The 25,883-nt window shown below is 56.8% G+C and carries 28 protein-coding genes and 2 pseudogenes; 25 read left to right on the forward strand and 5 right to left on the reverse strand.

Annotated features, from left to right (window positions below):
- Positions 1-6 precede the first annotated feature (6 nt).
- Entirely contained in the window at positions 7-318 is a 312-nt protein-coding gene (locus ALO43_RS31695) for a hypothetical protein (protein ID WP_154897054.1), read from the reverse strand.
- On the opposite strand from ALO43_RS31695, the gene ALO43_RS24375 reads away from it, so the two are divergent.
- The 24 genes from ALO43_RS24375 to ALO43_RS24490 all read left to right on the forward strand — a co-directional run bounded on the left by ALO43_RS24375 (position 299) and on the right by ALO43_RS24490 (position 22,247).
- On the forward strand, positions 299-1,462 hold the full coding sequence (locus ALO43_RS24375) for a phage portal protein (protein WP_420028959.1): 1,164 nt from the start codon (positions 299-301) through the stop codon (positions 1,460-1,462). The two genes, ALO43_RS31695 and ALO43_RS24375, sit on opposite strands and share 20 nt — an antisense overlap.
- A 3-nt stretch (positions 1,463-1,465) precedes the next feature.
- Positions 1,466-2,308, forward strand: coding sequence for a head maturation protease, ClpP-related (locus ALO43_RS24380; RefSeq protein ID WP_054998215.1), 843 nt, complete (start codon positions 1,466-1,468; stop codon positions 2,306-2,308).
- A gap of 11 nt (positions 2,309-2,319) precedes the next feature.
- Positions 2,320-3,705 (forward strand): phage major capsid protein, encoded by a 1,386-nt coding sequence (locus tag ALO43_RS24385; protein WP_083492241.1) that lies wholly within the window; start codon positions 2,320-2,322, stop codon positions 3,703-3,705.
- A 50-nt stretch (positions 3,706-3,755) separates the two neighbouring features.
- The gene (locus ALO43_RS24390) at positions 3,756-4,172 is read left to right on the forward strand and encodes a hypothetical protein (protein ID WP_054998216.1); all 417 of its coding nucleotides are present in this window, start codon (positions 3,756-3,758) and stop codon (positions 4,170-4,172) included.
- Between the two features lie 3 nt (positions 4,173-4,175).
- Positions 4,176-4,652, forward strand: a complete 477-nt coding sequence (locus tag ALO43_RS24395) for a head-tail connector protein (RefSeq protein ID WP_054989973.1) — start codon at positions 4,176-4,178, stop codon at positions 4,650-4,652.
- Entirely contained in the window at positions 4,652-4,990 is a 339-nt protein-coding gene (locus ALO43_RS24400) for a phage head closure protein (RefSeq protein ID WP_054989974.1), read from the forward strand. Before ALO43_RS24395 ends, ALO43_RS24400 begins: the two co-directional genes overlap by 1 nt.
- On the forward strand, positions 4,983-5,468 hold the full coding sequence (locus tag ALO43_RS24405; protein WP_054989975.1) for an HK97-gp10 family putative phage morphogenesis protein: 486 nt from the start codon (positions 4,983-4,985) through the stop codon (positions 5,466-5,468). Before ALO43_RS24400 ends, ALO43_RS24405 begins: the two co-directional genes overlap by 8 nt.
- On the forward strand, positions 5,468-5,836 hold the full coding sequence (locus tag ALO43_RS24410; protein WP_003407814.1) for a DUF3168 domain-containing protein: 369 nt from the start codon (positions 5,468-5,470) through the stop codon (positions 5,834-5,836). The genes ALO43_RS24405 and ALO43_RS24410 overlap by 1 nt, the downstream gene beginning before the upstream one ends.
- Positions 5,837-5,899: 63 nt before the next feature.
- Positions 5,900-6,400: a phage tail tube protein gene (locus ALO43_RS24415; protein WP_024691402.1), complete on the forward strand. Its 501-nt coding sequence runs from the start codon at positions 5,900-5,902 to the stop codon at positions 6,398-6,400.
- Positions 6,401-6,409: 9 nt separating this feature from the next.
- Entirely contained in the window at positions 6,410-6,847 is a 438-nt protein-coding gene (locus ALO43_RS24420; protein ID WP_024691401.1) for a phage tail assembly chaperone family protein, TAC, read from the forward strand.
- Between the two features lie 56 nt (positions 6,848-6,903).
- Entirely contained in the window at positions 6,904-7,050 is a 147-nt protein-coding gene (locus tag ALO43_RS30990) for a hypothetical protein (protein ID WP_167346621.1), read from the forward strand.
- Positions 7,051-7,097: 47 nt separating this feature from the next.
- Positions 7,098-9,671: a phage tail tape measure protein gene (locus ALO43_RS24425; RefSeq protein WP_054998217.1), complete on the forward strand. Its 2,574-nt coding sequence runs from the start codon at positions 7,098-7,100 to the stop codon at positions 9,669-9,671.
- Positions 9,671-10,015 (forward strand): phage tail protein, encoded by a 345-nt coding sequence (locus tag ALO43_RS24430; protein ID WP_054998218.1) that lies wholly within the window; start codon positions 9,671-9,673, stop codon positions 10,013-10,015. Before ALO43_RS24425 ends, ALO43_RS24430 begins: the two co-directional genes overlap by 1 nt.
- A 36-nt stretch (positions 10,016-10,051) precedes the next feature.
- On the forward strand, positions 10,052-10,750 hold the full coding sequence (locus ALO43_RS24435; RefSeq protein WP_054998219.1) for a phage minor tail protein L: 699 nt from the start codon (positions 10,052-10,054) through the stop codon (positions 10,748-10,750).
- Positions 10,751-10,752: 2 nt separating this feature from the next.
- Complete coding sequence (locus tag ALO43_RS24440) at positions 10,753-11,535, forward strand: C40 family peptidase (RefSeq protein ID WP_054998220.1); 783 nt, start codon at positions 10,753-10,755, stop codon at positions 11,533-11,535.
- Positions 11,532-12,119, forward strand: a complete 588-nt coding sequence (locus ALO43_RS24445; protein WP_005893813.1) for a tail assembly protein — start codon at positions 11,532-11,534, stop codon at positions 12,117-12,119. The genes ALO43_RS24440 and ALO43_RS24445 overlap by 4 nt, the downstream gene beginning before the upstream one ends.
- 54 nt (positions 12,120-12,173) lie before the next feature.
- Positions 12,174-16,010, forward strand: coding sequence for a TipJ family phage tail tip protein (locus tag ALO43_RS24450; RefSeq protein ID WP_054998221.1), 3,837 nt, complete (start codon positions 12,174-12,176; stop codon positions 16,008-16,010).
- Positions 16,011-16,436: 426 nt separating this feature from the next.
- Positions 16,437-17,162, forward strand: a complete 726-nt coding sequence (locus tag ALO43_RS24460) for a hypothetical protein (RefSeq protein ID WP_054998222.1) — start codon at positions 16,437-16,439, stop codon at positions 17,160-17,162.
- Between the two features lie 22 nt (positions 17,163-17,184).
- Positions 17,185-18,642, forward strand: a complete 1,458-nt coding sequence (locus tag ALO43_RS24465; protein ID WP_054998223.1) for a tail fiber domain-containing protein — start codon at positions 17,185-17,187, stop codon at positions 18,640-18,642.
- 79 nt (positions 18,643-18,721) lie between these two features.
- Positions 18,722-19,255, forward strand: a complete 534-nt coding sequence (locus ALO43_RS24470; RefSeq protein ID WP_054998224.1) for a glycoside hydrolase family 19 protein — start codon at positions 18,722-18,724, stop codon at positions 19,253-19,255.
- Entirely contained in the window at positions 19,252-19,782 is a 531-nt protein-coding gene (locus ALO43_RS24475; protein WP_054998225.1) for a DUF2514 domain-containing protein, read from the forward strand. The genes ALO43_RS24470 and ALO43_RS24475 overlap by 4 nt, the downstream gene beginning before the upstream one ends.
- Before the next feature lie 175 nt (positions 19,783-19,957).
- The gene (locus ALO43_RS24480) at positions 19,958-20,752 is read left to right on the forward strand and encodes a DNA adenine methylase (protein ID WP_031595240.1); all 795 of its coding nucleotides are present in this window, start codon (positions 19,958-19,960) and stop codon (positions 20,750-20,752) included.
- A gap of 35 nt (positions 20,753-20,787) precedes the next feature.
- Positions 20,788-21,006, forward strand: coding sequence for a hypothetical protein (locus ALO43_RS24485; protein ID WP_024669238.1), 219 nt, complete (start codon positions 20,788-20,790; stop codon positions 21,004-21,006).
- Positions 21,003-22,247 (forward strand): SGNH/GDSL hydrolase family protein, encoded by a 1,245-nt coding sequence (locus tag ALO43_RS24490; RefSeq protein ID WP_054998226.1) that lies wholly within the window; start codon positions 21,003-21,005, stop codon positions 22,245-22,247. The genes ALO43_RS24485 and ALO43_RS24490 overlap by 4 nt, the downstream gene beginning before the upstream one ends.
- A gap of 225 nt (positions 22,248-22,472) precedes the next feature.
- On the opposite strand, the gene ALO43_RS29590 is transcribed toward ALO43_RS24490, so the two are convergent.
- The 3 genes and pseudogenes from ALO43_RS29590 to ALO43_RS29600 all read right to left on the reverse strand — a co-directional run bounded on the left by ALO43_RS29590 (position 22,473) and on the right by ALO43_RS29600 (position 24,242).
- A complete protein-coding gene (locus tag ALO43_RS29590; RefSeq protein WP_083492242.1) occupies positions 22,473-22,955 on the reverse strand; it encodes a type III effector in 483 nt (160 codons plus the stop codon).
- Between the two features lie 83 nt (positions 22,956-23,038).
- Complete coding sequence (locus ALO43_RS29595; protein ID WP_083492254.1) at positions 23,039-23,806, reverse strand: papain-like cysteine protease family protein; 768 nt, start codon at positions 23,804-23,806, stop codon at positions 23,039-23,041.
- Positions 23,807-23,897: 91 nt separating this feature from the next.
- Positions 23,898-24,242, reverse strand: a pseudogene (locus tag ALO43_RS29600) (hypothetical protein).
- Positions 24,243-24,693: 451 nt separating this feature from the next.
- On the opposite strand from ALO43_RS29600, the gene xopAH reads away from it, so the two are divergent.
- Positions 24,694-25,680 carry a XopAH/AvrB family type III secretion system effector gene (xopAH, locus tag ALO43_RS24500; RefSeq protein ID WP_054998227.1) on the forward strand — a complete coding sequence of 329 codons (987 nt, stop codon included), beginning with the start codon at positions 24,694-24,696 and terminating at the stop codon, positions 25,678-25,680.
- On the opposite strand, the pseudogene ALO43_RS32250 reads toward xopAH, so the two are convergent.
- Positions 25,680-25,775: pseudogene (locus ALO43_RS32250) on the reverse strand (IS5/IS1182 family transposase); the annotation flags it as partial. The gene xopAH and the pseudogene ALO43_RS32250 sit on opposite strands and share 1 nt — an antisense overlap.
- Positions 25,776-25,883 lie beyond the last annotated feature (108 nt).

Consider the following 25,883-nt stretch of genomic DNA (forward strand, 5'->3'; position numbering starts at 1 on the left):
ACAGCATCAATCATTTATCTGCTGACTGCAGTGTTGGGCTTTGCCCTTGCCGTGGCAGGCGTTTACGTGCTGCTTGGCATGGGTTGGGCGCTTCTTGCCGCCGCTTCGTCTTGCTTCGTCGCGGCAGCTTTCATTCGAAGGGGGCTGACCGGTGGCTAAGTCTTTTAAATCCGTCTTGAACGGCGCAATTAGCGCGCCTCGGTCATCGATAATCGATTGGGTGGGCAGGTCTCTCTCCGGCAGCGCTTCCGGCATTTGGGCGCAAACCGTGGGCAGCACATCCGCCAACGGCAAAACCGTGACGATCAACAAAGCCATGCGTCTGGCCGCTTGCTGGTCTTGCGTGCGCCTCATCTCCGAAACGATAGCAACTCTGCCGCTTGGCTTATACCGGCGCATGCCTGATGGCGGTCGTGAAGTGGCCGGCGACAATGACCTGCACTGGATTCTCAACACCAACCCGAACAGCCGCATGACTGCTGTGCAGTTTTGGGAAGCCGTAGTGGCTTCGATGCTGCTGCGGGGTAACGCCTTTGTCGAGATCATCCGTATAAGCGGCCGGATCGTAGCGCTTGAGTTCCTGCTGCCCAACCGAATGGATTTGGATGTAGCGGACAACGGCGAGATTCTTTACCGGTACCGGGAAAAAAACGGGCAACTCCGAGATATTGCTGGCAGCAACATGATGCATATTCCGGCGTTCTCTCTGGATGGGCAAATCGGACTCTCACCCATCGCCTACGGCGCAGACGTGTTCGGCGCGGCAATGTCGGCAGAGGACGTTGCGAGCTCCACGTTCAAAAACGGCATGCACCAAACCGTGGCCTTTGAGGTTGATGCAACGCTGAATAAGCAGCAGCGCGACGATTTTCGCGACTATGTCCAACGCATCAGCGGGGCGATGAATGCCGGTAAATCACCGGTGCTGGAAAAGGGTGTTTCCGCCAAAGTGATTGGTATCAATCCAGTGGACGCTCAGCTTTTGGAATCTCGAGAGTACAGCGCCGAGGAGATCTGCCGCTTTTACATGGTGGACCCGACGCTGGTCGGTTACAGCGATAAGGCATCGAATTGGGGTACCGGCCTTGAGCAGAAACTACTGCGATTTTTGACCTTCACGCTGCGCAGCTATATGCGCCGCATCGAGGAGGGGATCAGTCGTAGTCTGCTGGCGCCTGCGCAGCGCCGTCAGATTTACCCTGAGTTTTCCATCGAAGGCTTGATGCGTGCTGATAGCGCCGCCCGTGCGGCGCTGTACTCGGGCATGGTGCAAAACGGCATCTACACCCGCGACGAATGCCGCATGAAAGAGAACCTGCCCAAAATGGGCGGAAATGCCGGTGTGCTAACTGTGCAAACCAACCTTTCGCCGATCGACAAACTGGGTCAGGGCGATGACGGGCAAGCCGCAAGGGCAGCTCTACAGAACTGGCTGGATCAGCCGGCAAACTCGAAGGAATAAACCATGCAACCAAAATCCAAGGCTGGCAGTTTTAACTGCGAGCTGAGCCCGCGCGCGCTCGACAGATGGAATCCCGCCATCAAAGCGGCCGTGGAGTCCACCAGCGATACCATTACCATCTATGGCGTTATTGGCCAGGACTGGTATGGGGAGGGCGTTACCGTCTCGCGTATCGACGCGGCCCTTCGCTCAATCGGCGATAAGCCAGCCACCGTCTATATCAATTCGCCAGGTGGCGACATGTTCGAAGGCCTGGCCATCTACAACCGGCTCCGCGAGCACAGCCAGCCGATCACAACCAAGGTCCTGGGCCTGGCCGCCTCGGCTGCTTCGGTGATTTACATGGCCGGTGCAACGCGCGAAGTGGCCAGCAGCGGGTTTCTCATGATCCACAACTGCTGGACGCTGGCCGTCGGCAATCGCCATGACTTGCGCGATGTAGCGAACACGATGGAAGAGTTCGATGCTGCGATGACAGACCTTTACGCAGACGGCAGTGGCCAGGCCGTTGCTGACATCGCCGAGATGATGGATGACGAGACGTTCATACGCGGCCGACGAGCAGTTGAGCTCGGCTTTGCAACGGCCGTTCTCTCATCTGACGAAATCACCGAGCGTGAAGACGAGCAGGCCCAACAGAATAACGCGCTGAAAGCTATGGATGTCGCGTTGGCAAAAGCCGGAATGGCCCGCAGCGAGCGGCGCGAACTCTTCGCCAATTTCAAGTCCAGCACGCCGCGCGCTGCTGGCGGGGGTACGCAATACGCTGCCTTGTCCGATAAGCCCCGCGCTGTCGAGTTGGACCTGCCACCCCTGCCGAAACTCAACTTTTCCTTTCCCGTATGAGGCTTCACACAATGATGAAATTTCGTCTGTCCCCGGCATTCTTGATGGCTGTGTTGTCCATCGCTGCCTTGATCCCGCTGACCTTCGGTGCCACGCCCGAAGCAGTTATGGGTTCGCTTTTGCTGGTGGGTATTTCCACTGCGCTCGTAAAACGTGGAACCTCTCACTATCGCGGCTGGAATGCTCAGATGGGGAAAATCGGTGAGGATGACATCGAAACCCAGTACAAGCAGACCCAGGCCAACCTCAAGGACATCGGTGATCAGCTCAAGGCACATGCCGAGCAGGCGCAGAAGAATGTCGATCGCCATGAAGGCCTGAGCAAAGAAACGTCGGCCAAGGTCGATGAGTTGTTGATGAAGCAGGGCGAACTGCAGGCTCGCGTGCTGGAAGCCGAGCAAAAGCTTGTCAATGCCAACCGTGACACACAGCGCAACGAGGCCCCGAAGTCCGCTGGCGAGTTGGTCGTTACCAGCGAACATATGGAAGGCGTCAATTCGTCGTTCCGTGGCTCCCGTCGCGTTTCCGTACCTCGCGCCGCGATCACCACTACGTCCGCCGGTGGCTTGGCGGCCACGGAGCGTTTGGACACTGTTGCGCTGCCGGGCATGCGTCGGGCCACCATTCGCGATCTGGTTGCCCCCGGCCAGACCGAGGCTGGCTCGCTTGAGTACGTCCGCGAGACAGGCTTTACAAACAATGCTGCGATCGTAGCGGAGGGCTCTGCAAAGCCGTATTCCGAAATCACGACCGCCTTGGTTACAGCGTCGGTCCGTACTATCGCCCACCTGTTCAAAGCCTCGCGTCAGATTCTGGATGACGCAAAGGCTTTGCAGAGCTACATCGATGCGCGGGCTCGGTATGGCTTGCTGCTCACTGAAGAGTCCCAGTTGCTGTACGGCAGCGGGGCTGGTGCAAATCTGCAAGGGCTTGTTCCGGTAGCGAATCAATACACGTCTCCGGCTGGCTGGACCGTTACCGGCGAACAGCGCATCGACCGACTTCGCTTGGCCCTTTTGCAAGCTGAGCTGGCAGAGTTCCCTTCGGATGGCATCGTGCTGAACCCAACTGACTGGGCGCTGATTGAATTGATCAAAGACAGCCAGGGCCGCTATTTGATCGGTCAGCCGCAGGAAGGCACTGCAGCTCGTCTGTGGAATCGCCCAGTAGTCTCAACCCAAGCCATGAAGCAAAACGACTTCCTGGTAGGTGCCTTCAAACTGGGTGCGCAGATCTTCGATCGTATGGAAGTTGAAGTTTTGATTTCCACCGAGAACGACAAGGACTTTGAGAACAACATGGTCACGCTTCGCGCTGAAGAACGCCTGGCGTTTGCCATCTACCGTACCGAAGCTTTCGTCACTGGCAAGCTCACGGCTGCGGCCGCTGCGGCTTAAGCTGCCCAACCCCTAAAGTGGCCGGCATCCCCGGCCCACCGAGGTGAGAAATGTCAGATGTATTGATCAAGCCGCTGCGGGCTTACGAGGACCGCGGCACCATCCGTGACACCGACAGCGAGCCTTATGCCGCGCCTGTATGGCTGGCCAAGGAGCTGGAGCAACTCAAGCTTTGCAAGATCGTAGGCGAGGTTGGAGACGCTCTGACGTCGAACTTCAGTGAGCGCTCGGCGCTGACGGTTGCGAAGAAGGGGCAGCGTTGGATCATTGTCGACGCTGAAGGCGCTCAGGTCAGCAACTTCATCGGCAGGAAGGAAGAGGCCGAAAGCGAATTAGCCAAACTTTCGGCCTTGACCACCCCGGATCCCGCCGTGAATCCTGAACCTGATGCTGCTATCGAAGGACCGCCTGTTCAAGGCGAGAATTTGATTCCGGAACCCGAGCAGCACCAACCACCTCTGGAGTGACACATGCCCGTCATCAGCATAGAAACGGCCATGCATCACCTGCACGCCGAATCCGAAGATCAGCCGCTTGTGGAGGCATTGCTCGGCGCGGCTGAGGAAGCCGCTATGCAGTTTTTGCAGCGCCGGTTCTATGCCGATAAAGAGTCTGCCGAATCCGCCAAGGTTGGCACCGTTGATCGCATACGTGAGGCCCGTTCTGCCTATCAAGCGGCGAAGACGGAGGCGGAGCTACCAGAGAACGCCGACATACGCTGCACATTAGTGGAGCGGGCGCGCCAGGCTTTGGCCGATTCGTATGAGTCCATCGACATGGACGATTTCGGAATAGTGGTCAACCCTGCCATTCAGGCCGCGTGTCTACTCAAGCTGGGACACCTGTTCGCCAACCGCGAGGAAGTGGTAATTGGCACGACTGCTACGGAGATGCCGCTGGCGTCCAAGTCTTTACTCATGCCATACCGCATCAGGATGGGCGTGTAATGCGTGCCGGACGACTTCGACATCGCGTTACGTTCCAGGCGCTGGGCCGACTGCAGGACCCTGACACTGGTGAAGAACTGGAGAGCTGGCAAACGGTGTGGGACAAAGTACCCGCAGCGGTCGAGCCGCTAAGCGCCAGGGATTTTATTGCTGCCCAGGCCAGCCAGTCAGAGGCAACCGCACGGATGGTGATCCGCTACCGAGCCGGTGTGCTGCCTACGATGCGAATCCTGTACCGGGGGGATACCTACGACATCAAAGGCCCGCCTTTGCCCGATCCCGATTCAGGTCTGGACTATCTCACCATCCTGGTGGCCAAGGGGGTCAACGATGGCTGACTCAGTGGATTTCCAGCTGCAGGGAATTGACTCTCTCGTTGGGAAACTCGAATCAATCACTCAGGACATGAAGCGTAAAGGCGGTAGGTCGGCGCTGCGAAAGGCTGCACAGCTGGTGGCCAACAAGATGAAAGAGGGCGCGCAACGGATAGATGATCCTGAAACAGGCCGATCTATCGCGGACAACGTTGCGCTTCGCTGGAACGGGAAATTGTTTAAGTCCAGCGGGGACCTGGGTTTCCGGGTTGGTGTCCTGCAAGGCGCTGTCCTCAAGAAAGGCGGCGACAAATCTGCGAACGCTGCGACGCCTCATTGGCGTCTGATCGAATTCGGTACTTCCAAAATGCGGGCGGATCCATTCGCGCGAAAAGCCTTGGCCGACAACATAGCGGAGGCAACCAACACATTCATCACTGAATACGAGAAGGCCATTGACCGCGCGATTAAACGAGCGGCCAAGGCCGCAGGGGGGGCGTGATGTCATATGCACCCATATTCGCGGTATGCGCTGCTGACGCAGGCGTGACGGCACTCCTCGGCGTCAGCCCCACCAGGCTCTATCCGTTCGATGATGCACCCGAAGGTGTGGCGAAGCCGTATGCAGTCTGGCAGCTTATCACCGGCAGCCCAGAAAACTACCTCGCAGGCCGTCCTGACGCCGACAGCTTCACGCTGCAGGTCGACGTATATGCAGCCACTGGCAGCGATGCGAGGGCTGTGACCGCCGCAATCAGCAACGCCATTGAGCTGCAAGCTTATGTGGTCCGCTGGGGCGGCGAGAGCAAAGACGCCGAAACAAAGTTGTACCGGTCGAGTTTCGATGTCGACTGGATAGTGCTCAGGTAGTCCCAACCAACTTTACAGCCCGCCATTAGCGGGTTTTTTTATGCCCGACATTTGGAGAACACAATGGCGATTTTGACTCAAGGCACCCAGATGTATGCGCTGGTGCCTACAACTGCAGACCCGACAAAGCTGGAGGTTATCGAGGTGGAATGCATTACAGCGTTCAACCCGGGCGGCAACCCAGCAGACCAAGTTGAAATTACGTGCCTGAGTGACAAGGTAAGGCGATACCTGCGCGGCTTGCGTACGCCTGGACAGGCTTCGTTCTCAGTAGACGCTGATCCGAAAAACGCCTCGCACGTCCGGCTTTACCAGCTTTCCGAGGATGACTCGGTCGAAAATACGTCGTGGGTCGTTGGCTGGGCTGATGGCTTCGATATCAAGCCCACCTTAAATGCGGCTGGCGATGATTTCGAGCTGCCACCGACACGCACCTGGTTCGTGTTCGACGGCTATGTCGCCGACTTCCCATTCGACTTCGCAGGAAACACAGTTGTGAAGACTGCGGGCACCATCCAGCGCTCCGGCGGCTCCGCCTGGATTCGCAAGTCGGCTAACGCATAAGGCATCGCGATGAAATTAAGTCTTGAAAGCTTGCGCGGCGTCGGTGCGTTTACCGGCCGCCCTGTTGAGAAAGAAATCAAATGGCAGCAGGGCGAAGAAGAAATCGTCGCCACGGTCTACGTCAGGCCGCTGGGGTTTCAAACGGCGATCAACGATGCGCTATCCGCCGCTGGCAAGGTGCAGGTTCACGCGGGCCGAATTGCCGCAAGTATCTGCGACGAAGAAGGGAAGCCCGTCTTCACGGTTGAAGACATCACCGGTGAAGCTGATCCAACGCGTGGCTCGCTCGACCCCAGCCTGACTTTCGCGTTGCTGACAGTCATCGCCCAGGTCAACAACTTGGGAAAGACGGCGCCCTCTCCGACGAAGAAGAGTTCTGGCACGAGCTCGTCCTCGCCGGCATCGGCGGGCGTACGATCGCGGAAGCCAAGGAAACCCTCAGCCTGAATGAGTTCAGGTCCTGGCTGAAGTACCGGGCGCTACGTGGCTCTCTGAACATCGGCATGCGGGTGGAACGCGGATCGGCATTGCTCGCAATGATGTACGCCAACGTGAATTACAAGGACGGTCCGTACAAGATTTTCGACTTCATGCAGCATGAGGTCGAGCCGCCCATCAGTCTCGAGCAGGCTATGGAAAGCTGGGCATAAAACTTAAAAGGCCCGCACAGCGGGCTTTACCTTTGGAGGCGAGTTGAATGAGCAAGTCACTGGGCACGCTCACGCTGGATTTGGTGGCCAGGATCGGTTCCTTCACTGGCCCTCTTGACAGGGCGAGCCAAGAGGCAAAGAAACGCAACGCGGAAATTGCCAAGTCTTTTGAAAACCTGGCCAAGGGTGTGGGCGTTGCCATCGCAGCTGTCCCTGCCGCTCTGACAGGGTTGGTCGCCTACACGGCCGGCAGCGCTAAGGAAATCTCCAACCTTGCAGCGCTGGCTGGTCTTGGAACAACCGAGTTCCAGAAGTATGCGGCGGGCGCGAAAACTGTTGGCGTTGAGCAGGACAAGCTCGCGGACATCTTCAAGGATACCAACGACAAGCTGGGCGACTTCTTCAACACCGGCGGCGGCGAGCTGAAAGACTTCTTCGAGGTCATCGCGCCGAAGGTCGGCGTGACAGCGGAGAGTTTCAAAAAGCTCAACAGCGCCGAAGCTCTTCAGTTGTATGTTTCGACCCTTGAGAAAGCAAATGTCTCCCAGGCTGAAATGACCTTCTATATGGAAGGCATTGCCGACGAGGCTAGCGCGCTCGTTCCCTTATTGCGCAACGGTGGGAAAGAGTTTAAGCAGCTGGGCGATGCTGCGGAGTCCGCCGGCGCTATTCTCAGCGTTCAAACCATAGCCGTCTCGAAACAGTTTTCGAGCGAGCTTGTGGGGCTCATGCAGAACTTGCAGGGGACAAAAAACAAGATCGCTGATGATTTCATGCCAGTGGTTCAGCAATTGACAAAAGACCTTAACGACAGCGTCAAAGCGGGCGGCGGTGTAACAAAGGTCGTCGGGGAGATGGGCGACAAGCTTGTTACCGTAACTGCATTTGTCGTTAGTGCTGGCGATGGAGTTGCGAGAGTATTCAAGATCGTTTCGGATACCCTTGTCGGTATGTACGCGACGGCAGTTGGCTACACATCTTCGATGATGGCGGATGTCGCGGGGGGATTGGCAAAGTTCACCATTGGTGATGTATCCAAACAGTTCATAGCAGACAGTGTCCGCCTGCGCGATGAGGCTAAAGTGAACTTTGGCGCTGCCGCTGAGGCAGCGGCAGGGATTAAAGCAAGTCTCGAAACTCCACTCGCGGGCGATACGATTCAGAAATACATCACCGATGCGCGTGCTGCGGCGGGCGAGTACCAGCGCCTGTTTGGCGGCGTTGGCTTCAGTGATCAGGGCGGAACAGGTAGCGGAGTCGACCCCAAAGCGTTGGAAGCAGCCAAGCAGGCTGCAAAAGACGCTGCGTCGGCGGCGAAGAAACTGAGCGATACCTTCAAAGGCTCCGAGACCGATCTGCAGCGCCAGATCGCGCTGATCAATACCAGCGCGGATGCGCAGAAAAACGCCACGGAAGTGGACAAGATTCGCTTCGAAGTCGCGTCGGGCAAGCTGGTCGGGATCAACGCTGTTCAGCAGAAGCGCCTCGAGGGGCTGGCATCGGAGCTGGATGCTCTCCAAAAACTCAAGGTTGCGAACGAGGAAGAGGCCAAGGCGGTCAGCTTCCTTGCGACCCTCAAAGATGAAAATGCTTCCGTCGGTGCTGGCTTCGACATGGAGCTCGCTGGCGCTGGGATGGGCGACAAGGCCCGGGACCGCTTGAAGCAGGATATGGCCATTCAGGAGGATTATGCGCGCAAGGCTGCGGACCTCCAGGCGCAGCGCAACTCCGGCGATATCAGCGCCGAGCTGTACGCCAAAGAGACCGGCATGCTCTCCGACGCGCTGGCTGAACGGATGGTCAAGCAGCAGGACTATTACAACCAGGTCGACGAAGCCCAGTCCAAGTGGATGGATGGCGTAAGCGATGCTTGGCAGGACTACGTAGACGCCGCCGAAAACTATTCCGCCATCGCAGCTGATTTCGTGTCTGGCAGTCTGGATGATTTGACCGGCGGGTTGGGCGACGTTTTCTCCGATGTGGTAACCGGCGCAAAGGACGCTGGCGATGCGATTGCGGATTTTGCGAGCAACATGGGCAAGTCGGTGATCAATGCGCTTTCCGACATGGCCGCGCAGTGGTTGATCTACCAGGGCATTCAGTTGCTCGTTGGCAAAAGCGGGCAGTCGGCGGCGGCAGCGGGTCTTATCGCAAACGCACAAGCGGCATCGGCTCAGGCCGCGTTGAATGCCTACGCATCGACCGCCGGTATTCCCCTGATTGGCCCCGCAGCCGCGCCGGCCGCAGCAATCGCGGCTGCTGCTGCAACCGCACCGATGGTGGCCTCTGTATCCGCATCAGCTCTAGCCGGCATGGCCCACAACGGTATGGACAACATCCCGAAGGAAGGCACCTGGCTGCTCGATGGTGGCGAGCGAGTGCTCAACCCTAACCAGAACCGCGACCTGACCAAGTACCTCGCCGACAAGTCTGGAACTGGCGGGGGCGGCGGCACCCCGATCACCATCAACGCACCCGTTACCGTGCAAGCCCAGCCCGGCGTCAGCGATGCAGATGCAATGCGACAGGGTAAAGCTGCTGGCGAAGCGTTGGCTCAAGAGGTGCGCAGCGTACTGCAGCGTGAAATGGGGCAGGGCGGCTTGCTCTGGAGGCGCGCGTAATGGCTGAGACATTCGATTTTGATGTACAGGTCGGAGCGTCTGGGGACGTGAAGCAGCGCACCTGGTCGAACGACTTTGGCGACGGCTACACCCAGGCAGGCGGCGTAGGCATCAACACCAAATCGCAGGCGTGGGACGTGACGGTGACCGGGCGGTTCGGCGCGGGCCAGAAGCTCCAGCAGGTTCAGGACTTCCTTGATCGGCATGAGGGCTTCAAGTCATTCCTCTGGACACCGCCGGGAAGCGGGCAAGGCCGATACGCAGCAAACGGCTACAAACTGTCGACCCTCGGCAACGGTCTGCACTCACTGTCCACGAACTTCAAGCAAACCTTCAAACCCTGACCCCGCCGAGTGCGGGGTTTTTCGTAGGTAACCACCATGATTTACAGCGCGGACATCCAGAAACTGGAGCCCGGCAACCAGATTCGTCTATACGAATTGGATGCCACCCGGCTTGGAGCAACGCTCTGGCGCTTCCACGGGCATGAGCATGAGGGTGACATCATCTGGCAGGGGCAGCTGTATTCCCCGATCCAGATTGAGGTCACCGGCTTGGATATCCGAGGTGATGGTCGGCCAGCAACGCCGAAGCTCAAATTGGCCAATGAGCTGTCGGGAATTCCGCGAGCAGTTTCAGCGATTTGCCTTCAGTTCAAGGACCTCGCTGGCGCGGACTTCAAGGTGATCGAAACCTTCAAGCACTTCCTGGATGCCGCGAACTTCGACGGGGGCAACCCAGATGCCGCGGATCAGAGCCGCGTCAGCCTGTGGAAAATCGAGCAGAAGACCGAAGAAAACTTCTCGACGGTCGGGTTCGAGCTGTCCAGCCCCATCGACATGGAAGGCCAGCAGCTTCCTGCCCAGCAGATCACCAAGCTGTGCCGCTGGGCCATGCGTGGCCAGTACCGGCAGGAGGCCTGCGCTTACACCGGCACCGCGATGTTCGATAAGAAGAACGAACCCACCGACAACCCTGCGCTTGACCGCTGCGGCGGCTGGTGGAGCAGCTGCAAGTTGCGCGGCAATACCCGCCGGTTCGGCGGATCAATGGGCGCGAGCCTGATCGCCAAGGGGTAACCATGCGAATCAATCAAAAGCTTCAGGATGCCATGCGGGCGCACGCCGAGCAGTCACACCCGGCCGAGGCCTGCGGGCTGCTGATCAAGACCGATGCAGGCCGCGAGTATGTGCCGTGCGGCAACGTGGCCACCGACCCGCTGCAGCACTTCCTGATCGACAAACACGACGCGGCGGCAGCAGAGGACCGGGGCGAAGTACTGGCGATCGTTCACAGCCACCCGGACCGAGCCGCCACGCCGAGCATGACCGATCTGGTCAGCTGCGAGCTGCACGAACTGCCCTGGGCGATTGTAGGCTGGCCCGGCGGCGATATTCAGTGGTTCAAGCCGACCGGGTTCCAGGCTCCGCTGCTTGGCCGGGACTTCTCGCATGGCCTGCTCGATTGCTGGTCGGCCTGCCGCGACTGGTACGCACGCGAGGCCGCGCTGCCGCTGCCGAACTTCGAACGCAAAGAGCTGTGGTGGGAAGATCCTGACAGCCCGAGCCATTACGAAGACAACTATGAAGCATGTGGCTTCGTCCGGGTTGAGCAGCCCCAGCGAGGCGACATGCTAATTTTTCAGATACCAACTGTAGGTCGTCCCTGCCACTTCCCGAATCATGCCGCGATCTACCTCGGCGCCGATGCCAGCCTGCACAGCGAGGACGCTCCGGCGCTGGGCGGCGTTGGTCCGTTCATCTACCACCACATGCCCGGTCGCCTGGCTGCCCGGGAGGTTTACGGCTGGTCGATGGCCAACCGCGTGAAACTGATCCTGCGCCACAAGGAATACACCCCATGACCATGCGCACCATCAAGCTGTACGGCGTGCTGCGCAAGCACTTCGGGCGTGAGTACCGCATCGACGTACACAGCGTGCGGGATGCGGTGAACGCCCTGTGCGCAATGAAACCAGGTTTCGAGAAATTCCTGCGGACGGGCGAAGAGCGCGGACTGGTGTTCAGCGTCTTCTGCGGTAAGCGCAACGCCGGCGAGGCCGAATTCGACATGCAGGGCAGCGATAACACCGATATTCGTATCGTGCCCTTGATCCAAGGCAGCAAGCAGGCTGGCCTGTTCCAGGTCGTGCTGGGTGTCGCGTTGGTTGTAGGCGGCTTGTTCACCGGCGGCACAACTACAGCGCTTGGCGTGGGCCTGCTCGCTGCTGGCGCGGCTGTCGGGCTTGGCGGGGTTGTGCAGATGCTTTCCCCCACGACCACCGCTACTACCGGCAATAAGAATGACGACGGCAACAACCCTAGCTATGGGTTCGGCGGGGCCGTCACCACCGTTGCTCAGGGCAATCCCTACCCGGTGCTGTACGGCGAGCGCGAGATTGGCGGCGCCGTCGAGTCGGGCGGCATCTATACACAAGATCAGGTTTGATCATCAGGTAACACCAGACCCGCTTCGGCGGGTTTTTCTTTTTCTGGGGGCGGTATGGGAAGTGCGGCAGCAGCGCGAAGCATTCGCGGGAGCAAGGGCGGCGAGGCGAAACAGAAGCAGCCAACGATTGCCACGAACGGCACAGCTTCTATCGCCACCGCACGCATCGTCTATCTGTGGAGCTGGGGGCCGATTGTTGGCCCGGTGAACGGCCTGCGCTCCGTGAAACTGGACGGCACACCGCTCGTGGCCGAGGACGGCACCGTTAATTTCCCGGGCGTGAAATGGCAGTTCCGCAACGGTGAGCTGAATCAGCCGCGTCTTGAGGGCATTGCCGAGTCGAGCAACGAGGTCGATGTAAACCAACAACTGCTCAGCACCACGCCGTACCTGCGCACTATTACCAACCCGGTGCTGGACGCGGTGCGCGTTCGCTTCAGCTGGCCGCAACTCCAGTCGCAGGATGCAAGCGGCAACGTCAATGGCGTGCGAATCGAATATGCCATTGACCTGGCCACCGACGGCGGCCCTCTCGTCCAGGTGCTCAAAGACTTTGTGGACCGCAAGAACATCACGAAGTACGAGCGCAGCCACCGCATCAATCTTCCTGCGGGCAGCCGCTGGACCATGCGCGTGCGACGGATCACGGCAGAGGCGAACAGCTCTCTGGTTCAGGACGCCATGTTCATTGATGCGGTCGCTGAGGTGGTGGACAGCGACCAAGAGTTTCCGCTCACCGCGGTGGGTTGCGTCGAATATGACGCTCAACAGTTCGGCGGCGACATCGCCAAGATCGCGGTTCACATGCGCGGCATGATCGTGCGCGTGCCGACCAACTACGATCCTGAAACGCGGGCCTATGCCACGTCAGGCGCCGGGACGAGTAACGGCATTTGGGACGGGACGTTCAAGCTCGCGTACACCAACAACCCGGCCTGGGTCTGCTATGACATCTCGCTAAACCCGTATTACGGTCTGGGTCACCGAATCGATGCCACGATGGTGGATCGCTGGAACCTGTACCGCATCGCGCAGTACTGCGATCAGATGGTGCCGGACGGTATGGGCGGCACGCACCCTCGGTTGACCTGCAACATCTACCTGCAGAAGCAGGCGGATGCCTACGCGGTGTTGCAAGACCTGTCGGCCATCTTTCACGGCATGAGTACTTGGGATGGCAGCCAGATCACGTTCACCGCCGATATGCCTGGCGATCCCGTTTACACCTACAACCCTTCGCAAATCCTCAACAACGGCGAAATCCAGTATTCGGGCACCCGTGCGCGCGACCGTCACAACCTGGCGATGGTGACCTGGGATAACCCGGCTCAGGATTTCAAGACAGACAAAGAGCCCGTCTTTGATGACGTGGCGATGGCCGAATCTGGATCGGTCAACGAACTGGCGGTGGACGCTTACGGCTGCACCTCGCTCGGGCAGGCGCAGCGGGCAGGGCAATACGCGCTTATCACTGAGCAGACTCAGACGCGGCCAGCGACCTTTCGTGTTGGCCTCGACGGGCAGATACCGAAGCCTGGTCAGATCATCGCCGTGGCCAACCCCATGTTGGCTGGCCGTGCGAACGGTGGGCGCATCAGCGCAGTGGCGGGGCGTGTTATCACTGTTGACCGTGACATCGATATTTCGGCCGGTGCCAAGCTGCGGGTGAACCTGCCCAGCGGCAAGTCCGAGGCCCGTGTGATCACTTCAATCAGTGGGCGGCGTGTGACTATCGCAGCCAGCTTCAGCGAAGTGCCAGAATCGGAATGCGGCTGGATACTCGAATACGACGACCTGAAAACCATGCAGTTTCTGGTGCGCAACATCACGCGCCCGGAATGGCATCAGTACCAGTTCGAGTGCATCCAGCACGAACCGAGCAAGTTCGACGCCATCGATTTCGGCGCTGTGGTGGATATCCGCCCAATCAGCGGCGTCCCGGTGGGCGTGCAGCCTGCGCCTGGCGCGGTTTTCGTGACGCAACACGTTGTGATTGAGCAGGGTATCGCTGTCACCAACATGACCATCAGCTGGGACGCTGCGCCAGGCGCGGTAGCGTATGACGTGGAATGGCGCTGGGGCTCGCGTGAGTGGGTCAAGGTGCCGCGTACCGGTGAGCTGCTGGTTGACGTGCCCGGCATCTACTCCGGCCAGTACATGGCAAGGGTGCGCGCTGTCAGCGCTTTGAACGTGTCATCGCTCCCGACTACATCCCTGCTGACAAACCTGAAGGGCAAGACAAGCTTGCCGCCGGCTGTTACGTCGCTGACTACCACGCCTCTGATATACGGGATTGGCCTTAAATGGACTTTCCCGCCAGGCGCAGAAGATGCTCAACGTACTGAAATATGGAACAGCAAGATCAATGATCGCGCTACTGCGACGAAGCTTGCAGACTTTGCCTATCCGCAAGCCAGCCATGAAATGCAGAACATCACGCCGGGGACGAACCTGTTCTTTTGGGCGCGCATTGTCGACAGGTCTGGCAACGTAGGGCCCTGGTTCCCAGCAGATAAAGGTGTGCTCGGACAGGTCAGTGTCAACCAGCTCGCTTACGAGCAGTATTTCCTCGGCAAGATCAAGGCTTCAGCGCTGGGCGAAGAGCTGTTCACCGAAATCGGGAAGATTTCAGGGAATGGGGACGACTCGGTAAATAAGCGGATCGCGCAGCTGAAAAGCGAAATCGGTGCAATTACCGATGCGCTCGTCTACGTGCCCACCGATACCTACGTGCGGGACAACACCGTGCGCGTGGGTGACAACCTCTGGACGGCCATCGCGGCAGTGCCTGCGGCTGCGAACGGCGCCAACGGCCCGCCGAACCCTACGTACTGGGTCAACACCGGCCAGTCGATTCGCTCGGCCAACGCCCAGGCGGATCAGGTTTCCAAAAACACAGCCAACATCGCAACGGTCGACGGCAAGACCAGCGCGACAGCCAGCCAACTGCAGGCGGTTCAGGCCCAGTATCGGTCAGACAGCGGGGAGGGCGATCTGCTGGATGCGCTCAAGGGCTGGGACAGCACAGCCAGCTACGCACAGGAAGTGAAAGTCAGGACTGAGCAGGATTTCGCCCAGGCCCAACGCACCACGTTGCTGGATGCACGTGTCGGTGGCAACGAGTCGAAAATCAGCATCGTCGAAACGACAATTGCTACGGACAGGCAGGCTACCGCCCAGCAGCTGACAACATTGAGTGCGGCGGTCGATTCGAATCAGGCCGCCACCCGGAGCGAAGCAACCGCCAGAGCAGATGCAGACAGCGCGCTCGCCGCCAGAATCGAGCAGGTACAAGCCACCGCCAGCGGTGCAACTTCTGCCGTAAGGGACGAAGCAGCAGCGAGAGCGGATGCGGACGGTGCCCTGACCCGACAGATAAGCACCGCGCAATCGACGGCAAATGGGGCGTCGGCCAATGCTGAAACGGCTACAAAAACCGTTTCGGCGCTCGGCGGCAAGGTCTCCTCACTTACAACCATAAAAACGTCCACCACGGTTGGCGGGCGCACGGTGATGGCCGGGTTGGCGGTGGGCGTCGAGGGTCAGGAGCAGGAGTCGCAGATACTTGCGTTTGCGCAACGCTTCGCAATTCTGGACGAGGCCAGCGGAACGATGATTGCGCCGTTTGTGGTGCAAGGCGGGCAGGTGTTCATCAACACCGCAATCATCAACACGGCCTTTATCAGAGAAATCATTGCGGGAATGTCGATCACGTCTCAGGCCAAGAACTCACGCGGTGAGCCTTTGTTAGAACTCAACTTCGTAACGGGTGCGGTGAATATTCGCAGTCAGGACGCGGAAGGCTCGGTGCTTCTAAACAACCGGGGTCTTTATGTTTATGACGCCAACTTGGTAGAGCGCACGGCTGTAGGTCGATTGACGGCGTCTTAACCTCGTACTGATAAAGCATTTCGGAGAAACGATGGATATTTATGGAGTGCGAGTGCGAGACGCCAGCAACGTCCAGACGTTAGGGATGGAAGATTTCACTATCAGAAAGCTGGCTTCGATGGTGATACCAGCTTCTCGCACGAGCGGTGAGGGCATTCGTAGTGATTATATCCTGATGGATGTACCGAACTATGATCCTGCGAAGTGTTTCGTGCTGATTACCCCAAGGCAGTATGCCTCCTATGGACAGCCTGGCAATCCTGATGCGTGGGGGTATGTTCCCACTTATAAGGATTTGGGAGGAACGAGCATCGGAATATTTACTTACGTCAATAGAAGACGCCCTACCGGGGTAGGTGGGCGATTCAGGGATGAATGGATAGAACATGCTGTTGAGTCTGTAGTGGAAGTTGTGAGGGTGGGGTGATGGTGGACTATGGTTTCTCCGCAGTTAATGGGGCGAGCTCGGTTATTATCGGTAGCAAGTACAAGGTGCTGGTCTTTTCCGAGCGGGGCCAGTTCGCTATTACTTCCCGGTATACCGACAAGGAAGGGTTTGGTTCTGTTGTGTTCGCCCGGCCAATTCTGACCCAAGAGCCGCCACAGATTTTCGTCAGGCATATAACCGGTAGTCATCCTGACTTGGGGATTTATACCACCATGTCGGGAGGACCCGGTAACTGGACTGGATTTTTGGTGACCTCGGCAGTTAGGTTTGGCGGGGCGGTGCAGAATTACTCGATGGAGTACGTCGCTTGCAAGTTCGCTGATCAGCCAAGCCCCGAGGTCTACGGTATGAATATTCGGGACGATGCTTGGCGCATAGTATTTTCGTCGGCCGACAAGATTGTGAGGTACAGTAAGTTCGCCAAAAACTGGACACTACAAAAAGGCGATATGGTTGATATTTATAATAGCAACCTAACCATTGATGCTGACGACTTTGTTTGCATTTCCAGCATAGACCGGGGTGTCATGTGGTTTGCAGACGGCGTCCAGTTTGCGGGCCTTACCTTGCTGAGTAACAGCGTGCCAGTTTTACAAATAAACGCTCAAATCGCGGGCGGTGGCTATTGGTATTACCAAGGGATGAACGAAACCTGCTTCGCTATACCGGTCTGTAAGTTTCCTGCCTCTAGATATTATAACTAAGCACTTTTTTGGAGTTGCCCTCATGCCTTGGTATAAAACCGGGACGGTTTCCGTCACCCAAAATTCGAACGCCGTTATCGGTAGTGGTACGGCCTTCATTGCAAATAGCCGCGTTGGTGATGGCTTTCGTGGCCCAGACGGCGGCTGGTACGAGGTGACGAACATCGCCAGTGATACGGCCATGTCGATATCGCCAAACTACCAAGGCGCCAGCAATGGTGCTGGTGGGTACGCGCTCGCTCCTCTGCAAGGCTACGTCAAAGATTCAGCCGATGCGCTCCGGGCGCTGGTGAACCAGTTCGGTTTTAAGCTTGCTGCGCTGCGCAGCACCGGCAATTACGACATTCTGCCGGTGGACAAGGGCGGGACTGGCGCAGCATCAGCGGCTGATGCGCGTAAAGGTCTGGAGCTTGGCACGGTTGCCGTTGAGAATACCGTCCCGGTAGTGAAGGGTGGTACGGGCCGCACTGACGGGCGGGTGCTGTTCTCTGAGGTGGGGGTGCAGCAGGCAAGCGCGCTTTACAACGTGCAAGGCATGTATATGGGCTGGAACTCTGGCTCGCAGGGCGAGGGCCATTTCGTTGTAAACCGTGGCGGTGGTGCTGGTGGTTTCACTTGGCGATCAGTGAATGCCGGTAATACAGCCACCGGGCCAAGCATGAGCTACGGCTACGACGGTTTGCTGACTGTGCCGTCGCTGTCTGTAACTGCTGCCCCGATCAGCATTGCATCAGGCGGAACCGGGGGTAACTCTCAGGCAACAGCCCGGAATTCATTGGGCGTAGGGCCAGATTCAGCCCCGACCTTTGCCGGGCTTGAACTCAACAACACCAGTCCTTACATCGACTTCCACTACGGCAAAACAGCCGCCGACTACGACGTCAGGCTTATAAACTCAGCTGCAGGCATATTGACCCTGCAGGGGGCTTATGAAGTCACCGGGCGACTGGCATCGGCGGGCACTTGGTGCCGGGCGGGTCTGAGTGCAGGGCGTGGCGGTACGGTTTATAACTACAATTGGACCGGCTCAAACGTCGACGTGTGGATCGACAACACCTATGTCGGGACCATGACGCTGTTCGGGTCTGACTACCGGTTCAAGAAGTACATCGCCGATGCGAAAGTGCCGTCGTACCTCGATCGCATCGATGCCTACAGAATCGTCAACTACCAGCGCAAGGTGTTCGGCGCAGTATTCCGAGGCGATGGAACCACCTATCAAGGCTTGATTGCGCATGAGGCGCAGGCGGTAAACCCCTTGGCCGTGACCGGCGAGAAGGACGGCGTCGACGAAAGCGGCAACGCACGCATCCAGCAGCTCGACCCGATGGCGCTGATCACCGACGTGATGGGCGGCACCAAAGAGCTAAACGCTAAAACTGAAGGTCTACGTGCCAAGCTGGTAGCGTTGCATGCAGAGTTCGAGGCTTTCCGCACCGAGATGGCGGCATTCAAGGCGTCAATCCAGCCGACATCGTAACTTGCCACCGCGTAACGCCCGCACAGCAACACCCGCACCCCGCCATTGAGCGGGTATTTTTTTGCCTGGAGAAACCTAAATGCCGATCACCGCGCAGCAACTACTGCAGATCCTCCCGAACGCCGGCCAGAAAGCCGGCGTTTTTGCACCCGTCCTCAACACAGCGATGAGCAAGTACCAGATCGTGACCCCGCTGCGTATCGCTGCATTCATTGCCCAGGTCGGCCATGAGTCCGGTCAGCTGCGCTACGTCCGTGAGATTTGGGGCCCAACCAAGCAGCAGCTGGGTTACGAGGGCCGAAAGGACCTTGGCAACACCGTTGCGGGTGATGGCTCGAAATTTCGGGGCCGTGGACTGATCCAGGTGACGGGCAGGGCCAATTACGAGGAATGCGGCGAAGCACTGGGCCTCGACCTGATCAACCATCCCGAGTTGCTCGAACTGCCGCAGCACGCCGCTATGTCGGCGGCGTGGTTCTGGCACCGGGCCGCTCTCAACACGCTGGCCGACAAGGGCGACTTCCTGACCATCACCAAACGTATCAATGGTGGCACGAATGGCTTGGCTGATCGGCAGGCGCTGTATGCCCGCGCGCTTGAGGTGCTGGCGTGAGCGGTCTTTACGCACGGGTCGGCGGCTTATTACTGATCCTGCTGGCGCTGGCCGGTGCGTTGTACGGGGCTTACCTGCACGGCGTGACCGTCACCGACCTGGACTGGAAAGCGAAGTGGGCCGAGGAAGTCAGTTCCCAATCCGAAGCGGTGGCCACGACGACCACCGAATACCGAACCGAAGAGCAACGCCGTCAGAAAGCGGCCAACCAGGTAGCAAACAATGCAAGACAAGAACAGACCGCTGCGCTTACCGATGCTGTTGTCGCTGACGCTGCTGGCGACCGGTTGCGCATCGAAGCCGGAAAGATGGCAGCCACCTCAAGTTGTGTGCCCAGCAATTCCGGAGCTTCCGAACGAGGCAAGGCAGCCAGCCGTGCCGCCATGGTGCTCTCCGAGCTGCTCAGCAGGTCTGACGCGCGAGCGGGAGAGCTCGCTAAATATGCTGACTCTGCCCGAGTAGCCGGGCTGGCATGTAATCGCCTTTTCGATGAGCTATCCAACACCATCAATCAAGCCAGACCGTAGGCCTGATTAGAATTCGTGCTTCACGCACAAAAGGAGCGGCTGGTAAGGATGCGTCAACATCCGTTCCAGCCACCGAACCGCAGACTATTCCTGCAAGTCCAGCCAAGGCCCCTCGCTCTGTGCACAAAGCGCGGCGAGCCTAGCACCTGTTTATCCATACAGTAAAGGCTTGCACATGACTAACCCAATTGTTCCCTGGATGGGCGGCAAGCGCCGCCTCGCCGACCGGCTTATCCCCCTTTTCCCGCCACATGAATGCTATGTCGAAGTTTTCGCTGGTGGAGCCGCGCTGTACTTCATGCGACCTCAGGCCGCCCCTGTTGAAGTTCTGAACGACATCAACGGCGAGCTGGTTAGCTTGTATCGGGTGGTGCAAAACCATCTCGAAGAATTTGTACGCCAGTTCAAATGGGCGCTTAGCTCCAGGCAAGTGTTCGAGTGGCAAAAAACGACCCGCCCTGAAACTCTTACCGATATTCAGCGAGCCGCCCGATTTTTCTATCTCCAGCATCACGCCTTCGCAGGCAAGGTTACTGGCCAGACATTCGGGACCGCGACAACTGGTCCTGCCATAAATCTGCTGAGGATCGAGGAAAACCTTTCCGCTGCTTGGCAGAGGCTTTCTGGCACGTATGTCGAAAACCTTCCTTGGCTGGACTGCGCCGAGCGTTACGACCGTGCCCACACCTTTCACTACATGGATCCCCCGTATTGGAAAACCGCTGGCTATGGCGTGGATTTCCCGTTCGAAAACTACGAGCGAATGGCCGACTTCATGCGGAGATGTAAAGGAAAGGTGATGGTGAGCATCAATGATCACCCTGACATCAGGAAGGTTTTTGACGGTTTCCATTTTGAGCAGGTGGATATTCGCTACACCACTTCGAATCAGCGACAAGGCAAGAGCGAGGTCAGTGGAGAGCTCGTGATCATGAATTGGGAGCCGTCTGCGCTTGGGGGCTTGTTCTGAGGCTTCGCGCCTTTTTTATGTACTTTGGAGGCAAAATGCAGACATCGATTAAGCAGGAAAACTACGACCGCACCATAAAGGTAACGCTGGCAGTGAAGGCGAACGGCGGCTCGGTGTCAGTCCAGATCCAGGCAGGGGATAGCTGGATCAATACCGACACGTTCTGGAAAGACGGTGCCTATCAGTTGAGCTTTCCACCCGCGACGATCCGCATCGTGCCAGCTGGTGGTGCTGCATTTGAGGTATACGCATGAGCCTTCTGGTCAATCCCATCCCTCGACGCCAGCCGATCCGACGCGGCCTGGGCCTGCTCGGCGATAGCTTCTCGGGCAATTGCCACACCATTGCGGCGACGGCGTTCGGCACCGAGGCCTACGGTTACGCCGGGATGATCGCGGCGCGCACCGGCCTGTTTCCCAGCTACCTGGACAATCAGGGCAAGCTCGGCGACCACACCGGGCAGTTCCTGGCCAGGCTACCGGCCTGCATTGCCTCGTCTACGGCCGACCTGTGGCTGCTGCTGTCACGCACCAACGACAGCACCACGGCGGGTATGAGCCTCGCCGATACGAAAGCCAATGTGATGAAGATCGTCACCGCGTTCCTGAACACGCCTGGCAAGTACCTGATCGTCGGCACTGGTACGCCGCGTTTCGGTAGCAGGGCGCTGACCGGTCAGGCGCTGGCCGATGCGATCGCCTACAAAAACTGGGTGCTGAGCTACGTTAGCCAGTTCGTACCTGTGGTGAACATTTGGGACGGCTTCACCGAGGCCATGACGGTTGAAGGGCTGCATCCGAACATTCTCGGTGCCGACTTCATCAGTTCGCGAGTGGTGCCAATCATCACTGCCAATTTCGAATTTCCCGGTATCCCGCTGCCCACGGACGCTGGCGATATCTACTCGGCCATTCGCCCGTTCGGCTGCCTCAATGCAAACCCTATGATGTTGGGCACTGGCGGCACTCTCCCGGCTGGTGTCAACGCCGTGGCCGGTTCGGTGCTGGCTGACGGCTACAAAGCCGTGGGCTCTGCCCTGACCGGGATCACCACGCGCTGGTTCAAGGAGCCTGCTGCTTATGGCGAAGCGCAGTGCATCGAGCTAGGCGGCAACATGGCCGCGGCGGGCGGCTACATCTACGTGCAGCCAACAGCGAACGTCATCAATACCAACCTGGCCGCCGGTGACGTTATCGAAATGGTGTCGGCGGTGGAGATCGCGGGGGAGTCGCGCGGAATACTCGCGTGGGAAGCCGAGTTGACCATCACCAAGCTTGTCGGCGGCGCCTCGACCACGTTCTACTATCGCTCAATGGACAAGTATCAGGAGCCATTCACCACGCCGGCCAGCTTCTCCGGGCAGCTAGAAACGCAGCGCGGAACGATCGACCTGACTGAAACGGTGATCACCTCACGGATGGGGCTGTACCTGGCCGCTGGCGTGCCGCAGAACTCGATAGTCAAGGTCGCACAGTTTGGGATTCGCAAAATCTAAAGAATGGCTCTATTAGGAAGGCGTTAGATATAAATGGCGGATCTTAACTCTTGAATTGGCTATACCTCCAAAACAAGCTCGGGATCTGCGTCTACACGCGGTAGATTCAGTCCTCAAGCCTATATCTGCCTTAGGACCATATTTCGTAAAGAACTAAGCAAGTTTTAGCCATGTATGCAGGCAGTGTACGACGGTCTTTCTGAAGTCGCACACTGCCTGAGGTTATTACCGATTTCCGTAAGGGCTAGGTCTCAGGAGGTGATTTTGATCAGGCCCGTCTGGATTCATAGTTTGAAAGTAACGCTCTGAAGAGCCAGAATTAGTGTCCATTTCATCCTGTACAGATTTGCGCATTTCACTCCATTCAGATATAAATCCACGCATATGGGCAACGTCTTCATAGGGTTGCGACCCTAGAGAGAGTACTGAGAGTCCCGTCATAAACCTATGCTGAATACTCGCCCTATCAAGCATGCGTTGAGTGCGTTCATAGAGATTGTTGTAGCGACCTCTCAGATCTTGAGATGCTCGATGATTAATGAAGTAATTCTGTTCTCTAGTTAGACCAGAAGAGTCCGCCAATTGGTGTCTGACGCTCAGAAATTGACTGGCGGTAACGTGATTGGATGTATCCGAGTTGTTGCCAAGTCGGTCTGGTGAGTTCACCTGATGGGCCATCGATGAGCCGCCTACACAGAAGTTTCCCATTGGTATATACCCTCTTTAGCGCAGTGTTTATCACAGCAGTTAGTTGCTGCGGTCTGACTTTTCAGACAAATCCATAGGGCGACTTACCGATAGAGCATTGCGTGTGGGACCTGCCACGCTAGACGTTGGTTGAATTCGCTAATTGGCATCATAAAGTTAGGTCCATGACGAGGATCGTGGAAAATTATTTTAGAGGAAGCTGGATCGACACCTGTAAGAACTGACATATGCCAACTGTTACTTGGAGTCTGCCACCCAAAAATAATTGGACCATGCCTGTAAAGAAGTGAGCTAAGTTGTTCGTGCGAAAACTCCCTATTACTTGGCAGGTCTACTCTAGACAAACCTTCGTTTTGAATAAAGCGCTCGACGTCATCAAATTCTCCCAAGCGGCCGTGGCCGGAACGCGGACTGTAGAGCTCTGGCAATCCTAACCGTGGGCCCGCCTCGACAGAGTGTCCAACCATCCTTGCACAGGCATACCAGCATCCCATTCGCTCATTTCCTTGGGGAACGAAGGGTACGTGTTCTAGATGGAACGACGGGCACTCGGCCGGTTCGGAATTCACATTTGAGCGTTCCACATGGGAACTTGAACTTCCGGACTCGTGTCTAGATGATTTTTTCTTAAAGAATCCTCCAAAGGCAGGTGGCTCTATCTTTTGTCTTCCTAATATTGTCTTGGTGGCAAGTAATGCACGATCTTCATGATTGGCTGCACTAGTTTTTAGTGCTGTTTTTTCGTCTTCAGCAGAATTACTGCTGTTTTGGTTAGGTAACTCTGGCTCCTTAACCGAATGCGCTTCGTTACTGGACGGGATATGGCGTGTCACACTGAGTCCGACTTGCATTTTGCACCTCTGCGGCTTATTGAATGACGAATCAGTGGTCATAGAGGTTAAAATGGTTCCAGCCCTAACTTGGATCCAATACTTCAGGGGCTCACCGATCCTGGCCACCCCATCTTTCCGGGCCGATTCCTGCAACTCTCATAACTTCACGATACTGGTCGATTGCGTACTTCTGGGAGTTGATAGTTTTCCATGAGTCACAAGCGTCGCGCAGGAGGTCGGATATCCGGCTTTCTGCGTCTCTCAGCTTGACCCTGAGTTTGTCACGCTCTAGCGCTGCATCGTTGTGCATGTTGATCAGCTTGGTGACATGTCTCCGATATCGGTCTACCTCATCGCGCAGCAGCCTGTTCTCTTCTGAGATCAGGTGCGCATATTGAGCATCTGCTCCTCCGTGGGGCAGAAAGGCCCAGTCTTCGGCGTAGTCGATGTTCATGATGAGTGATTCTCAACCACTGTATGGGTATACAGTTTTTAGGTGGTTCAGGTTTGGGGAGCGGTGTTCGTCGGCAGAATACAGGAGATTGGACCGGAGAATAGCTTCGATTCGCCATCGTCTTTTTTTCTCACGTGACGACCTACAATCGACTAAACCGCAGGCTGCCTTTGAGAAAAAGCGTCGTAGATATGCGATAGACGTGCCGACCCGTGATATGGGTTTGTTATTTTAATGTGAAATTCTTTTCATCTGGATGCTGTTCTGATTTGGAACTGGCTAAGCGCTTTTGTCCACTCATAGATGGGTAATAAACTATTCGTCAGTGATTGAATTGCAGATATATCAAGCTAAGAATATATGTCTGCGGCTCAATTTTTAAAAAAAATCACAGGCAGTTGTAATGTTTTTATTGCTGCTTTAATCGAAATTAACTTAAAGGGAAAGGGGTATGGGTTGTGCATCTTCAAATATGTCGGTTAGTTCGTCTGGGAGTTTTCGAGCAAATAGTCTGAATTCTCCAGATCATTCTAGAGCTGAATACTCTAGTGTGAATTCTACATCGAGATCCCCAAGGTTCGGTGAGCTTAAAGGACCACAAGACAGCCGGTTAACTCAGCATCAACAATCGTTAGTCGGTGTGGCTCGTTGGCCGAATCCTAATTTTAATAGAGATCACACGCCCTACCAGATGGAGTATGGCCAGTCTTTTTATCATAAAAGCCGAGAGTTGGGCGCCGCGATTGCTGGGGGGAATATCAATAGTTTTAGTGAGGCTTGGGACGAGGCACGTGATTGGAGAAGCGCCAGAGCCGGCGACAAGGCAAAGGAGTTTGCCGATATCCGTGATCCCAATTGGCCTCGTGAGTTCATTACTCCTCTTACAGGGCCATACGAATATATAAAGGATAGATTCGCAAAGCGTAAAGATGCAGATATTAGAAGGCCCACAGGCACCCTACCAAAGAGCAAGGTTTTTAAAGTCTACGGAAAAATTGACGGTGAACCCTTACTACTTACGTGTATATGGATGACCACTGATCGTCATGCTGACCGGACAAAAGAACCTTATCCAAATATGCGCAGGATTGGTATGAATGATATAGGCGAACCTTATGTAATAGTTCATACGGATGCCGAGCACATTCCGAAAATTTTGCAGCATGTCGAAGGGCTTTACGGAGTTGCTACTGACGCTACGATATCCGATGCTCGTGCATTAAAGACGCTTGCAGAGATACACTGGTGGGGGGTACATGCTGTACCTGATATGCGTGGAAGTGCAGCAAAAGCCGAACTATGTGTGCGTTCTATCGCTCAAGCAAGAGGTATGGATCTTCCTCCAATGAAACCAGGTATTGTTCCAGATTTGGAGGCGTTAACAATGAATTTGAAAGATTTTGTGAATAGCTATGAGGGTTTTTTTGATCACAGCTGACGGACGTTTCTTCTTGGATTGCGAAACATCTGCTCAATGATGTTTCGCTGCCGGTTTTTTGGTCGATCAAACAGCTGAGGTACGATAGGTCTGGGAGCGTCGTGGTACTTACCGCTACGGTTGCTGCCGGTCGCGGTAGTGGCTAAATACTCAGTACGATAACCCTTATCAACCGTGAATCAGTTCCGAAATAAAAAGTATAG

It is taken from the genome of Pseudomonas tremae (assembly GCF_001401155.1).
Classification (GTDB): domain Bacteria; phylum Pseudomonadota; class Gammaproteobacteria; order Pseudomonadales; family Pseudomonadaceae; genus Aquipseudomonas; species Aquipseudomonas tremae.

Coding starts and splice junctions, on each gene's coding strand:
- ALO43_RS31695 (WP_154897054.1), bottom strand. CDS start 318: ATGGCTTTGTTGATCGTCACGGTTTTGCCGTTGGCGGATGTGCTGCCC.
- ALO43_RS29595 (WP_083492254.1), bottom strand. CDS start 23,806: ATGCAAGTCGGACTCAGTGTGACACGCCATATCCCGTCCAGTAACGAA.
- ALO43_RS24425 (WP_054998217.1), top strand. CDS start 7,098: ATGAGCAAGTCACTGGGCACGCTCACGCTGGATTTGGTGGCCAGGATC.
- ALO43_RS24440 (WP_054998220.1), top strand. CDS start 10,753: ATGCGAATCAATCAAAAGCTTCAGGATGCCATGCGGGCGCACGCCGAG.
- ALO43_RS24435 (WP_054998219.1), top strand. CDS start 10,052: ATGATTTACAGCGCGGACATCCAGAAACTGGAGCCCGGCAACCAGATT.
- ALO43_RS24420 (WP_024691401.1), top strand. CDS start 6,410: ATGAAATTAAGTCTTGAAAGCTTGCGCGGCGTCGGTGCGTTTACCGGC.
- ALO43_RS24490 (WP_054998226.1), top strand. CDS start 21,003: ATGAGCCTTCTGGTCAATCCCATCCCTCGACGCCAGCCGATCCGACGC.
- xopAH (WP_054998227.1), top strand. CDS start 24,694: ATGGGTTGTGCATCTTCAAATATGTCGGTTAGTTCGTCTGGGAGTTTT.
- ALO43_RS24380 (WP_054998215.1), top strand. CDS start 1,466: ATGCAACCAAAATCCAAGGCTGGCAGTTTTAACTGCGAGCTGAGCCCG.
- ALO43_RS24450 (WP_054998221.1), top strand. CDS start 12,174: ATGGGAAGTGCGGCAGCAGCGCGAAGCATTCGCGGGAGCAAGGGCGGC.
- ALO43_RS24405 (WP_054989975.1), top strand. CDS start 4,983: ATGGCTGACTCAGTGGATTTCCAGCTGCAGGGAATTGACTCTCTCGTT.
- ALO43_RS30990 (WP_167346621.1), top strand. CDS start 6,904: ATGCGGGTGGAACGCGGATCGGCATTGCTCGCAATGATGTACGCCAAC.
- ALO43_RS24390 (WP_054998216.1), top strand. CDS start 3,756: ATGTCAGATGTATTGATCAAGCCGCTGCGGGCTTACGAGGACCGCGGC.
- ALO43_RS24470 (WP_054998224.1), top strand. CDS start 18,722: ATGCCGATCACCGCGCAGCAACTACTGCAGATCCTCCCGAACGCCGGC.
- ALO43_RS24385 (WP_083492241.1), top strand. CDS start 2,320: ATGATGAAATTTCGTCTGTCCCCGGCATTCTTGATGGCTGTGTTGTCC.
- ALO43_RS24445 (WP_005893813.1), top strand. CDS start 11,532: ATGACCATGCGCACCATCAAGCTGTACGGCGTGCTGCGCAAGCACTTC.
- ALO43_RS24465 (WP_054998223.1), top strand. CDS start 17,185: ATGCCTTGGTATAAAACCGGGACGGTTTCCGTCACCCAAAATTCGAAC.
- ALO43_RS24410 (WP_003407814.1), top strand. CDS start 5,468: ATGTCATATGCACCCATATTCGCGGTATGCGCTGCTGACGCAGGCGTG.
- ALO43_RS29590 (WP_083492242.1), bottom strand. CDS start 22,955: ATGGGAAACTTCTGTGTAGGCGGCTCATCGATGGCCCATCAGGTGAAC.
- ALO43_RS24395 (WP_054989973.1), top strand. CDS start 4,176: ATGCCCGTCATCAGCATAGAAACGGCCATGCATCACCTGCACGCCGAA.
- ALO43_RS24430 (WP_054998218.1), top strand. CDS start 9,671: ATGGCTGAGACATTCGATTTTGATGTACAGGTCGGAGCGTCTGGGGAC.
- ALO43_RS24415 (WP_024691402.1), top strand. CDS start 5,900: ATGGCGATTTTGACTCAAGGCACCCAGATGTATGCGCTGGTGCCTACA.
- ALO43_RS24480 (WP_031595240.1), top strand. CDS start 19,958: ATGACTAACCCAATTGTTCCCTGGATGGGCGGCAAGCGCCGCCTCGCC.
- ALO43_RS24400 (WP_054989974.1), top strand. CDS start 4,652: ATGCGTGCCGGACGACTTCGACATCGCGTTACGTTCCAGGCGCTGGGC.
- ALO43_RS24485 (WP_024669238.1), top strand. CDS start 20,788: ATGCAGACATCGATTAAGCAGGAAAACTACGACCGCACCATAAAGGTA.
- ALO43_RS24460 (WP_054998222.1), top strand. CDS start 16,437: ATGGTGGACTATGGTTTCTCCGCAGTTAATGGGGCGAGCTCGGTTATT.